At 45.1% G+C, this 12,255-nt stretch carries 9 protein-coding genes; 4 read left to right on the top strand and 5 right to left on the bottom strand.

Annotated features, from left to right (window positions below):
* Positions 1 to 20 precede the first annotated feature (20 nt).
* The 5 genes from NQ546_RS10355 to NQ546_RS10335 all read right to left on the bottom strand — a co-directional run bounded on the left by NQ546_RS10355 (position 21) and on the right by NQ546_RS10335 (position 7,003).
* Positions 21 to 1,916 (bottom strand): asparagine synthase-related protein, encoded by a 1,896-nt coding sequence (locus NQ546_RS10355; RefSeq protein ID WP_004290083.1) that lies wholly within the window; start codon positions 1,914 to 1,916, stop codon positions 21 to 23.
* Positions 1,917 to 1,993: 77 nt separating this feature from the next.
* Positions 1,994 to 3,160, bottom strand: coding sequence for a glycosyltransferase family 2 protein (locus NQ546_RS10350; protein ID WP_004294791.1), 1,167 nt, complete (start codon positions 3,158 to 3,160; stop codon positions 1,994 to 1,996).
* A 141-nt stretch (positions 3,161 to 3,301) separates the two neighbouring features.
* Positions 3,302 to 4,477 (bottom strand): glycosyltransferase family 2 protein, encoded by a 1,176-nt coding sequence (locus tag NQ546_RS10345; protein ID WP_004290081.1) that lies wholly within the window; start codon positions 4,475 to 4,477, stop codon positions 3,302 to 3,304.
* 672 nt (positions 4,478 to 5,149) lie between these two features.
* Positions 5,150 to 5,818 carry a bifunctional 4-hydroxy-2-oxoglutarate aldolase/2-dehydro-3-deoxy-phosphogluconate aldolase gene (locus NQ546_RS10340; protein ID WP_004290079.1) on the bottom strand — a complete coding sequence of 223 codons (669 nt, stop codon included), beginning with the start codon at positions 5,816 to 5,818 and terminating at the stop codon, positions 5,150 to 5,152.
* A gap of 159 nt (positions 5,819 to 5,977) precedes the next feature.
* Positions 5,978 to 7,003, bottom strand: a complete 1,026-nt coding sequence (locus NQ546_RS10335; RefSeq protein WP_004290077.1) for a sugar kinase — start codon at positions 7,001 to 7,003, stop codon at positions 5,978 to 5,980.
* Positions 7,004 to 7,235: 232 nt separating this feature from the next.
* On the opposite strand from NQ546_RS10335, the gene NQ546_RS10330 reads away from it, so the two are divergent.
* The 4 genes from NQ546_RS10330 to NQ546_RS10315 all read left to right on the top strand — a co-directional run bounded on the left by NQ546_RS10330 (position 7,236) and on the right by NQ546_RS10315 (position 12,179).
* Positions 7,236 to 8,309 carry a LacI family DNA-binding transcriptional regulator gene (locus tag NQ546_RS10330; protein WP_239463444.1) on the top strand — a complete coding sequence of 358 codons (1,074 nt, stop codon included), beginning with the start codon at positions 7,236 to 7,238 and terminating at the stop codon, positions 8,307 to 8,309.
* Positions 8,310 to 8,370: 61 nt separating this feature from the next.
* Positions 8,371 to 9,861, top strand: coding sequence for a UxaA family hydrolase (locus NQ546_RS10325; RefSeq protein ID WP_004290075.1), 1,491 nt, complete (start codon positions 8,371 to 8,373; stop codon positions 9,859 to 9,861).
* Between the two features lie 227 nt (positions 9,862 to 10,088).
* The gene (locus NQ546_RS10320) at positions 10,089 to 11,435 is read left to right on the top strand and encodes a Na+/H+ antiporter NhaC family protein (protein WP_004290073.1); all 1,347 of its coding nucleotides are present in this window, start codon (positions 10,089 to 10,091) and stop codon (positions 11,433 to 11,435) included.
* A 186-nt stretch (positions 11,436 to 11,621) separates the two neighbouring features.
* Positions 11,622 to 12,179, top strand: coding sequence for a 30S ribosomal protein S16 (locus NQ546_RS10315; RefSeq protein ID WP_004290072.1), 558 nt, complete (start codon positions 11,622 to 11,624; stop codon positions 12,177 to 12,179).
* Positions 12,180 to 12,255: the final 76 nt, after the last annotated feature.

The raw sequence follows: 12,255 nt of genomic DNA, 5'->3' as shown, positions 1-12,255 counted from the left end.
ACAAAACCTACTTTATGCAATCACCAGTACTTCACTTCTTTCCTTTCTATAAATTCCTCCCACCAAGTGACAAGCGTCAACAAGTTGAAATACTGCAAAGCCTTGTTCTGCTTGTACCAGAACCACCCGCCTTTCCGGGATGCCTCGCGGTCGTACTCATTCAGGAACCGTTCCACACCGTCACGATTGAGGAAATCCTCGTAAATGTCGGCAGAAAGAATGAAATCCTTGAGATGTGCACGCTGCAAAGGATCTTGGAAGAAAAGAGGCATAGGTGCAAATCCACCCTGTTTCCTCTTGGAGGTGATGGCTGCAGGAAGCAGAGATTTGTAATGATACTTCAAAAGATATTTAGACTCAAAACGGCCGCGCGCTATATCCGGCACACTGTCTCCCTTGCACTTCAAACCAACCGGCAACTCCTGCAGGAAATTGTACAGATCCAAATCCATAAAAGGAAAAGCAAGGTTGTTGCCGAACATCTGCGCCATACGCGAGGCTTTGTAGAGGATAACGTAATTGATAGAAGTCTCCAGATCGGACAACAACGCATGCTGCGTATAAAGATGTTCAAAGCTGCGGGTATCTGCCGGAAAAGTCTTCATAGAGGATGCAATCCACTCCGGATGAAGCATAATCTCACGCAACGAAGAGTCGGAGAAACCGAACTGTTCGCCCTCCAGAATATGAAGTATCCTGCCTAAATGGAAATTGATGCGCGAAAGTTTACCGCCTGTATCGAAAGTCTTACAACTTAACAACTTATGTACACCACGCATCAACGGACGAGTACCCGTACGCGCCGCCAGATAATGCAGGGCAACTTCACGACCGGACGTGCCGAAATACTGGTCGCTGCCGTCACCGCCCAAGATTACATCGGGCTTGTCATCGCCTATCATACGCATGGCGCAATAGTTTACCATAAGTCCGCCTTCAACGAAAGGCTCTCCCAGAAAACGTACAATATCGGGCAGCGAAGCTATCTCCGTACCGTCTATCTCATACTCGTGGTGGCAGGTTCCGAAAGTTTCAGACATCAGTCGCGCCATGGGAAGCTCGGTCCACGCATCACCCTTGAATCCAACGGAATAGGAGTCTACGGGACCATCGTAAATGCTGCGAAGCGCAGCAAGGTTGGCTCCCGAATCGTAGCCGCCACTCAATAGAACACCTACCCTATGACTGTCACCAATTCGCCGGCGGATGGCCTGACGGTGCAACTCGCCGTAACGACGGGAATAGCTCTCGACATCGGGAGTTATGTCGGTCACAATCTGAGGATCGCGTCTGAAAATGTGGTCGCGCTTCAAAGAGAAAGATCCTTCCTCCAGCATCTCCTTAAATTCCGGAGATTTTTCTTTCAACATATTCCAAGAGAGCGAGCGCACTTCCTCCGGCAATTCGGATGTTATAAATGTTATAAATCCGTTTTCCGTAAACATGTGAAACTGCTCTCCTCCACCCAAAAGTGAGGCGTCGGCCATAGAACCAAATCCCTGTGGCAAAAGTCCGCGCCGGAGGAAAATGCCCAATGCACCGGGATCGTAGCTGAAAGGCTTTCCCGATTGCTTCTCAAGATAGGTCCAAGAACTTGCGAAATCTCCTTCCGGAGTGCAGTAAATAGAATAATGCGTACCATGATGATCGCGCACAATACCGCATTCCTCCTTGGAATAATAGACTATCGTAAACGAACCGTCCAAACGGGAAAATCCATAGTTCGAATCCGCCAGATAGGCATCCGCGACAAGTTTTGCATTACTATCGGCAGGAGAGCTCTGAAGCTGGTCCCGGTTATATAAAGTGCCGAAAAAGAAAAGGCGAAAATTATAACTCTCAAAAGAAGACTCAGGAGTCTCCCCCTCTACACGAGCCGTACGCCAATCTTTGAGACTTAGTTTGCCATATATCATTTGTATGTTTTTAGTATATGTTTCTATTATTGTATATATTTCTCAATATGAGATGTTATTTCCCGCATAAAGTGTCATTATCCGACACCATGTCTTGTGTGTATGAAATTCTTATTAGCTCCTCGTAGTTTGAAGATATTGGCTGCCATCAGCAAGAACGTATATGGCAGGGACAACAACGCTACGGCAAGGCGCCTGGTATAGAAACGCTTCGGGACAGCTATCAGCAAAGCCGCGACAAGTAAGGCAAAAAGCACCCACCACTTCAGCCCCCACATCCAGTAATAGCATGTGCAGAGCACAGCAAGAAAAAACGTAAAGCCCAACAGGAGCAGACGCGGTATTGAAACTTGTTGAAACATCTTATCGCAAAAATCCCAGTTGTGGGCGGCAAGCGCTTTTCCCAAGTATTTTACAAATGTCCTGCAATAATGCCACTGTGCTGAAAGCCAACGACGGCGCTGACGGGAGAAGTCCTTCGTATTCTGGATTTTTTCATCAAATACGAAAGTGTCCGGCAGGTAGTAAAAACGCTTGCCTTGATAAAGCAAAGTCAATTCCAACTCACGATCAAAACCTCCCACTGCCTTAATATTCAACATCGTATCGCGAAAAAGATCGTAACGGAATGCCATACCGGAACCGATAAGTGCAGCGGACAAACCGAGCTTGGCATGTCCCAAACGAAATATTGTATTGTTAATCTCCTCACTGACGGCATCGAGCAACGCCATGTCATTATTCATATTCTTAGCTATACGATGCGTCTGTACTGCTTCTACATCAGGGTTAGCAAACAAATCATTAATGTCGCTCAAATAATCACTGGGAATAACATTGTCTGCATCAAGAACCAATGCAATGTCAAAATCATCACCTATGGCAGCCATACCAACATTCAGAGACTTAGATTTGGTGCTTTTCTCGAAGTGCACCTCTACCAAACGGATAGGAAGAGCGGCCAGAGAAGCATTTGTTTCAGGCTGCATACGGTCTGATATAACTATCGTCTCGAAATGGTCGACCGGGTAATCCTGTTGCAGGCAGGAATGTACACACTCGTGTATCACAGCATCTTCTTTATAAGCGGGAATGAGGATGGCGAAACGCTTATGCTTCGTAGCTTTATCAGTTTTGGGCAATGAAAATTTACATGATGCCAGACTATGCACCAGTAAGTACAATACGTTTATCGTAAAAAGGATGTACAGAAACCAATCTATTATTATCAATACATGTCCCAAGACTACAGTTATTTTTGATACAGTTTATCCTTGCAATACTATTAATCTGTCTTATTCTGCAAAGATATAAAAAAACAACACAGAAGGGATAAAATATACAAAAAACAGTACAAGATTTTCAACATTCCGTATACACACTGCCTACTTCCCTACTCCATGTACAGTATGTATAAACCGCTTATTTGCTTCTTTGAGACGGAATAAGTTGACAACCATAAGAAAAAACGAACATGGGATCAATAAAGCGACCTTAAACATACGTCGTGTCCAATAGCAACGTGGAATGGCTACTACCAAAGCAAATAATAAAGTCCCAAACAGAATCCACCACTTGAAACACCAAACCGGAAGCCCAATAGATGTACAGACTGACATTACAAATACAAACCCCAGCAACAACACCCTGGAGAAGGAGATTTGTTGGTAAAGCTTATCACAAAAGTCCCACTTACCATCACGAATAGCGGGCAATAAATGATTGGCAAACTCAAAGAAACTGTAATACTGAGCAGATAACCAACGGCGGCGCTGCTGATAAAAGTGCTGTGTCTTTTGTATCTTTTCATCCCTTACGTAAGTATCAGGCAGATAGTGGAAGTGCACACCTTTATAAAGAAGTTTCATTTCCAGTACACGATCAAAACCACCCACCGAGGTATTACTCATCATCGCATCATAAAACAGGCGATATTCAAAAGCCATTCCCGAACCTATCAAAGCAGCTGACATACCGAGGTTGACATGCCCCAAACGGAATATGGAATTATTGATTTCTTCACTGACTGCATCCAAATAGGCCATGTCAGTATTCAGGTTCTTGGCAATGCGATGCGTCTGTACAACCCGTACTCCAGCAACGGCAAAAGCATCGTTCACCTCGGACAGATAGGAAGGCATAATGATGTTGTCCGCATCTATTATCAATACCACGTCGTAAGCATCCCTATCCAAATATTCAAGGGCAGCTTTCAAGGATTTGGTATTGGTGCTTTTCTCAAAATCAACTTGAAGCAATTTTATGGGAAGTGAGGACAAAGCTGCATTTGTCGCAGGTTGCATATGGTCTGAAACAACCACAACATCATATTTTTCACAGGGATAATCCTGCGCCAGACAGGCATGCACAGTAGGCAAAATAACCGTATCTTCACGATAAGCTGCGATCAGTATTACAAAACGCTTATGAGTTACAGCCGATAGAGTTACCAAAGTTTTACAACGACGTAACGAGGCCAAACTATACACCAACAAATACACCACATTTATTGCGAATATAATGTATAGAAACCAATCAAGGATGTATAATAAATGTTCCAAATTTATGCAATTTAATCCTGTTGTTTTATTTGTTGAAATGCCCGTTTACAGGATATTTGTCACAAAGATACAAAAAACAGGGAGAATTTGGACAAATTATACAAAAAAGCGAAAAGCAAAAAACAAAAAAAACGAGCAAGCTCTCCCGAACCCCTCGCCTCGTGTAAGAAAAGCCTAAAGGCTTTTCTTTTTTTACTAACATCAAATTGTTACCCAAAAATCAATCTTTCTTTTTACCTCTAAAAAACAAACTTCAATTACCTATCAAAAACACTTAATGTTTTAACTTTTACCTTTACCTCAATTAATTACCTATTTTCAATCTAAATTCTTAGCTTATGAAGCTATCAATCTTTTTACCTTTTAACTAATTACCTTTTGTACTGAAAACTTTATTTCTTATTTATTTAGAAGCAATTTCACAACTGCACTACAAAGGTAAGTGTTTTTTCTGTATGCGCAAGCACCAGAAGTAAAAATCGTGCACCTTATAACATTGTTTTAGACATTAAGCGTCAGTTTTACACTTATAAACACTTAAAAGGCTATGACAGTGACTAATCAACCCTCTCCACTCCTCCTCTCTATACATAAAAAACAAACCACCGAAGCGCCATAGCACCTCGATGGTTGTCCCCTTTAAACACCTTTAAACAAAATGAAATATATTAATTACTTTCTTGCTTCCGCAATGTAAGCCAAAGCTTCTTTACATTTTTCTGTAACGTAAGCCCAGTCTTCGGCAGCAACCTTATCACCCGGGAAGAGCTTGGAGCCCATACCTACGCAGAATACACCTGCCTTAATCCAAGAGGTCAGATTTTCCTGTGTCGGTTCTACACCGCCGGTCACCATCAACTTAGACCAAGGCATCGGAGCCAACAGACCTTTTACGAGTTTTGCACCCAACACGTCACCGGGGAATATCTTGCAAAGATCACAACCTACTTCCTGTGCGAAACCTACTTCCGAAACACTTCCACATCCCGGAGTATAGGCCACCAAACGACGGTTACAGATCTTGGCTATTTCGGGGTTGAACAACGGACCTACAATGAAGTTTGCGCCCAATTGCAGATACAATGCTGCCGTAGCAGGGTCTACGATAGAACCTACACCGATAGCCATTTCAGGACATTCTTTTGCAGCGAATTTCACAACTTCCGCAAACACTTCGTGAGCGAAATCACCGCGGTTTGTAAACTCAAATGCGCGAACACCACCTTCGTAGCAGGCTTTCACTACTTTCTTTGCCACTTCTGCATCTTTATGGTAGAATACAGGAACCATACCGGTTGAACCAATTTTGTTCAATACGGCTATTTTATCGAACTTTGCCATATTTATATTTCTTCTCTTTTCAAAATCAGATAAAGACCCAAGCAATAACTACAAACAAGCTCCCAGCCTTCATCTCCTAATTTATTTAATTCCTTCTCTTCGCTCTTAATGATACAGGAAAGAACTTTATATTCAACTTCTTCATACGAAGAAAGTGTCTTAGCGCTGAACGCGGCCGCTTGCATCACCGCCTGCCAGTGCTTCTACTTCTTCAACAGAAACCAAGTTGAAGTCACCGTTGATAGTGTGCTTCAAGGCAGAAGCCGCAACCGCAAATTCGAGGGCAGCACCTTGATTGGGCTTCGTCAGCAGACCATGAATGATACCGCCTGAGAAAGAGTCGCCACCACCTACGCGGTCGATAATAGGATTGATGTCATAGCGTTTTGATTCGTAGAATTCTTCGCCGTTATAAATCATTGCCTTCCAACCGTTGTGCGTTGCTGAGAATGATTCGCGCAGTGTAGAAATCACATATTTAAAACCGAATTCTGTAGCCATTGCCTTGAAGATCCCTTTGTAACCCTCTGCATCTGTCTTACCGCCTTCTACATCGGCATCAGGTTTGAAGCCGAGACAGAGTTCCGCATCTTCTTCGTTGCCGATACAAACGTCTACGTATTGCATCAACGGCTTCATAATGGACTGTGCTTTTTCTTTTGTCCAAAGTTTCTTACGGAAGTTAAGGTCTACGGATACCGTAACGCCATGACGCTTAGCAGCTTCGCAAGCCAGACGAGTCAACTCGGCAGCTTTGTCCGAAATAGCGGGAGTGATACCTGACCAGTGGAACCAGTCTGCACCTTCCATGATAGCATCGAAATCAAAATCCGCTGCATCTGCTTCGGCTATTGAAGAGTGGGCGCGGTCGTAGATCACCTTGCTGGGACGCATAGAAGCACCTGTTTCCAAATAGTAGATACCTACGCGGTCGCCGCCACGTGCAATGAAGTCTGTCTTCACACCGTATTTGCGCAAAGCGTTCACTGCCGACTGACCGATTTCGTGTTTCGGCAATTTTGTTACAAAGTAAGCATCATGACCGTAGTTGGCACAGCTGACAGCAACGTTGGCTTCACCGCCACCATACACTACATCAAAAGAATCTGACTGCACAAAACGAGTATTGCCCGGAGTGGACAGTCTCAGCATAATCTCACCTAATGTAACGACTTTCTTTCCCATAATTCTATGTTTTTATTAAATATATGATTAAAATGTTTCTTTCAGATTATCATACAAGCCCTCACACAGAGGGTAAACACCTGATACAATGAAGAGTAAACAGAAAATTCGTTTGTTCTTCATAGCTTTCGTGTGCGGGCACAAAGATACAACAATTTTCGTAATTACAAAAATTGTTATATATTTGTGTCGAAAATATTTAGATTATTATTGTGTACGAACACAAATAACCATGAACAAACCCATGAATACACCGGAAAGAATAAGAATTAAGGACATCGCCAAAATGGCCGATGTATCGGTGGGAACCGTAGACCGCGTTCTCCATGGACGTAGTGGAGTATCGGAAGCCAGTCGCAAACGAGTGGAAGAAATCTTGGAAAAGCTGAACTATCAGCCCAACATGTACGCCAGTGCATTGGCTTCCAACAAAAAATATGCATTTGCCTGCCTGCTGCCCCAACACGAAACGGGAGAATATTGGACGGAAGTGGAGAATGGTATACACGAAGCCTTGACAACTTATTCTGACTTCAATATCACCGTAAGACTGTCGTACTACGACCCGTATGACTATCGTTCGTTTGCACACGCAGCCCATGACATTATAGAACAGAGGCCCGACGGCGTGCTGTTCGCCCCTACCGTCCCGCAATACACCACGCCCTTCACCAATGAGCTTGAAGCACTGCATATACCTTATATATATATAGACTCTAACATAAAAGAAGCCCCCGCCCTCTCCTTCTTCGGACAGAATTCGCATCAAAGCGGATACTTTGCCGCACGCATGCTGATGCTGCTTGCCGGCGACGCACAGGAAATCGTTATCTTCCGAAAGATAAACGAAGGTATTGTCGGTTCCAACCAGCAGGAACGGCGAGAAGTCGGCTTCCACGAATACATGCAGAAATATCATCCCTCATGCCGTATCTGGGGACTGGACCTGCATGCCAAACGCGACGGTGAGGACGAGCAGATGCTGGATGATTTCTTCCGGTCTCACCCCAGTGTAAAGAATGGCATCACATTCAACTCCAAAGCATACATCATCGGGGAATATCTGCTGAAGCATCAAAGAACGGATTTCAACCTCATGGGATATGACCTGCTACAACGCAACGTGGAGTGCCTGAAACAGGGAAGCATCTTCTTCCTCATCGCCCAGCAACCCACCTTGCAAGGATTTGACGGCATCAAGGCCTTATGCGATCACCTGATCCTGAAAAAAGAAATCGCAAGAGAGAACTTTATGCCCATTGACCTGCTGACAAAAGAAAATATTGAATATTATTATAATAAATAGAAAGAATGTGGCATCCTGCCACATTCTTTCTATTCTCAACAAATTAACTAAAAGATAGTATATGGAAACAAAGTACCTGAAGATTAACACTGCCGATAATGTTGCGGTAGCTATCGTTGCACTACCGGCCGGTGAAAAACTCATAGTAGACGGCAAGGAAATTATCCTGAACGAGGATGTTCCTGCCGGACACAAGTTCGCCCTGAAAGATTTTACAGAAGGCGAAAATGTGATTAAATACGGCTATCCCATCGGACACACCCGCACTGTAAAGAAACAAGGAGACTGGATAAACGAAAACAACATCCAGACAAACCTTGCCGGCCTGTTGGAATATACATACAACCCTACCGAAGTAGACTTGAATATCCCACACAAAGACCTGACATTCAAAGGATACCGCCGCAAAAACGGTGACGTGGGAGTGCGCAATGAAATATGGATTGTCCCCACAGTGGGCTGCGTAAATGGTATCGTCAACCAACTGGCAGAAGGACTGCGCCGCGAGACAGAAGGCAAAGGCGTAGATGCAATCATGGCATTTCCACATAACTATGGCTGTTCGCAATTGGGTGATGACCACGAGAACACGAAAAAAATCCTGCGTGACATGGTGTTGCATCCCAATGCCGGCGCTGTACTTGTGGTAGGTTTGGGCTGTGAGAACAACCAGCCGGACATATTCCGGGAATTTCTGGGTGACTACGATTCAGATCGCGTGAAGTTCATGGTGACCCAGAAAGTGGGCGATGAATACGAAGAGGGAATGAAACTGCTGCGGGAACTCTATGCAAAAGCCAGCAAAGACGAACGCGTGGATGTACCTCTGAGCGAATTGCGCGTAGGTTTGAAATGTGGCGGCTCCGACGGTTTTTCCGGCATCACAGCCAATCCGTTGCTGGGAATGTTCTCCGATTTTCTTATCGCGCAGGGCGGCACAAGTGTACTGACGGAAGTACCCGAAATGTTCGGCGCGGAAACAATTCTGATGAACCGTTGCCGCAACAAAGAATTATTTGAAGAAACAGTGAAGCTGATTAATGATTTTAAAGAGTATTTCCTTTCACATGGCGAGCCGGTAGGCGAAAACCCGTCTCCGGGTAACAAAGCAGGCGGCATTTCCACATTGGAAGACAAAGCATTGGGATGCACCCAGAAGTGCGGCAAGAGCTATGTGGACGGTGTACTTCCTTATGGCGAACGCCTGAAGGTGAAAGGCTTGAACCTGCTTTCCGCACCGGGAAACGACTTGGTTGCAGCCACCGCCCTGGCATCATGTGGCTGCCACATGGTGTTGTTTACAACCGGACGTGGAACCCCCTTCGGAACCTACGTACCGACCATGAAGATCTCCACCAATTCCGCCCTTGCCAAAAACAAACCGGGTTGGATTGACTTCAACGCCGGCGTCATCCTCGAAAACGAACCGATGGAAAAGACTTGCGAACGGTTCATCGACTATATCATTCGCGTAGCAAGCGGCGAGTTCGTCAACAACGAAAAGAAAGGATATAAGGAAATTGCCATTTTCAAAACAGGAGTGACGTTGTAACAACAAACACTCATCATCCGAATGTACAGGATTACCGTCTGAAGTTGACGGGGATTCTGCAAGTTATCAGACAGAAGAACGAAAGCACAAAAGAGGAAAGATTTTATTTTTTTGTGCTTTTGTTCTTCTGTCTGAATATTAAGATATACGCCAAAACTCCCCCGTTTTTTGTATCTTTGCAGCCGATTTACTCAAAACACCGTTCTTAGAAACCCATAATAGAAAGTATGTCTGCAGATACAAATATCTCTCCCAAACAAAAGGGCGGCTGGTGGTCACTGAGCCCGTTGGCTGTGTTTCTATGTCTATACCTCATCACATCACTGCTTGTAAACGATTTCTATAAAGTACCGATTACGGTAGCATTCCTGCTGTCATCCTGCTACGCCATTGCCATGACGCGAGGACTGAAGCTGGAACAACGCATCTACCAGTTTTCCGTTGGCGCCGGCAACAAGAATATACTGCTGATGATATGGATATTCGTCCTCGCTGGAGCATTCGCGCAAAGCGCCAAACAAATGGGCGCCATAGACGCTACGGTGAACCTGACTTTACATATTCTGCCAGACAACCTGTTGCTGGCGGGCATCTTCATTGCTGCCTGTTTCATCTCTCTGTCTATCGGCACAAGCGTGGGGACAATTGTCGCACTGACCCCGGTGGCGGTGGGGCTGGCAGAGAAAACCGGCATCGACCTACCCTATATGGTGGCTGTCGTAGTGGGCGGTTCTTTCTTCGGAGACAATCTTTCGTTCATTTCAGACACCACGATTGCATCTACCAAAACACAAGATTGTGTAATGAGAGATAAGTTCAAAGTGAATTTCATGATCGTAGTGCCGGCAGCACTTATCGTATTGGGCATCTACATATTCCAAGGACTGTCCCTTTCTGCCGCCCCGCAGATGCAAACGATTGAATGGATAAAGGTAATCCCCTACCTCATCGTGCTGGGTACGGCAGTATCCGGAATGAACGTAATGCTTGTGCTGCTGCTCGGCATCTTCTCGACCGGCATCATCGGTATTTGCACAGCAACGAGCGTCTTCGGTGCCACTCCTGCAGAAAGCATGAATGTAGGCACCGCCTTCTTCGACTGGTTTGGCGCCATGGGAACGGGCATCACCGGCATGGGCGAACTTATCATCATCACTTTACTGGCAGGCGGAATGTTGGAAACAATCCGCTACAACGGTGGAATAGATTTCATCATTACCCGCCTTACACGTCACGTCACAGGCAAGAGAGGTGCAGAACTCAGTATAGCCGCATTGGTGAGCGTTGCCAATCTTTGCACCGCCAACAACACCATTGCTATCATTACCACCGGACCTATCGCCAAAGACATAGCCAAACGCTTCCACCTGGACCGCCGGAAAACGGCAAGTATCCTGGATACGTTCTCCTGCCTCATTCAGGGCATCATCCCCTACGGCGCACAAATGCTGATAGCCGCGGGACTGGCAGGAATCTCACCGCTTAGCATCATAGGCAACCTCTACTATCCGTTCTGCATGGGAGCCTGCGCCATACTTGCCATATTAATAAGGTATCCGAAAAAATACTCGTAAGAACGATGAGTGGTTGCGAACGAGGAATGATATGGGCGGAAGCTCTTACCCAGGCAGATGATTGTACATTACAGGCTAATAATTCATAAATCATAATCCATAATTCAAAAATTTATCCTACCTTTGCGCCCGCTACTACGAGTTAGCAGCATAATTCAAATCATTAACTAAAACATTTATTAAAAAATGGCAACAAAAATCAGATTGCAAAGACATGGACGTAAGAGCTACGCTTTCTACTCTATCGTAATTGCAGACGTAAGAGCACCACGTGATGGTAAATTTATTGAGAAGATTGGTACTTACAACCCTAACACCAATCCTGCCACAGTAGATTTGAAATTCGACCGCGCACTTGACTGGGTGCTGAAAGGTGCACAACCCACTGACACAGTTCGCAACATCCTTTCTCGTGAAGGCGTTTACATGAAGAAACACCTCCTCGGCGGTGTAGCTAAAGGCGCATTCGGCGAAGCAGAAGCAGAAGCTAAGTTCGAAGCTTGGAAGAACAACAAACAAAGCGGTTTGGCTGCTCTGAAAGCCAAAGAAGACGAAGCAAAGAAAGCTGAAGCTAAAGCACGCCTGGAAGCTGAAAAGAAAGTAAACGAAGTGAAAGCTAAAGCATTGGCCGAAAAGAAAGCCGCTGAAGAAGCTGCTAAGGCTGCCGCTGAAGCACCTGCTGAAGCAGAAGCTACTGAAGCTCCGGCTGAAGAGGCTCCCGCAACAGAAGCTGCTGCTGAATAAAAAAGCACAGCCCCCTTGTGAAAAAGGGACAAAAAACATAAAATCCTCATTGGTTATACCGATGGGGATTTTTTAT

The sequence above is a fragment of the Bacteroides eggerthii genome (genome assembly GCF_025146565.1).
Taxonomy (GTDB): domain Bacteria; phylum Bacteroidota; class Bacteroidia; order Bacteroidales; family Bacteroidaceae; genus Bacteroides; species Bacteroides eggerthii.
This window is presented reverse-complemented; position numbering and strand designations above follow the sequence as displayed.

Coding starts and splice junctions, on each gene's coding strand:
- NQ546_RS10335 (WP_004290077.1), bottom strand. CDS start 7,003: ATGGGAAAGAAAGTCGTTACATTAGGTGAGATTATGCTGAGACTGTCC.
- NQ546_RS10325 (WP_004290075.1), top strand. CDS start 8,371: ATGGAAACAAAGTACCTGAAGATTAACACTGCCGATAATGTTGCGGTA.
- NQ546_RS10315 (WP_004290072.1), top strand. CDS start 11,622: ATGGCAACAAAAATCAGATTGCAAAGACATGGACGTAAGAGCTACGCT.
- NQ546_RS10355 (WP_004290083.1), bottom strand. CDS start 1,916: ATGATATATGGCAAACTAAGTCTCAAAGATTGGCGTACGGCTCGTGTA.
- NQ546_RS10320 (WP_004290073.1), top strand. CDS start 10,089: ATGTCTGCAGATACAAATATCTCTCCCAAACAAAAGGGCGGCTGGTGG.
- NQ546_RS10340 (WP_004290079.1), bottom strand. CDS start 5,818: ATGGCAAAGTTCGATAAAATAGCCGTATTGAACAAAATTGGTTCAACC.
- NQ546_RS10330 (WP_239463444.1), top strand. CDS start 7,236: ATGAACAAACCCATGAATACACCGGAAAGAATAAGAATTAAGGACATC.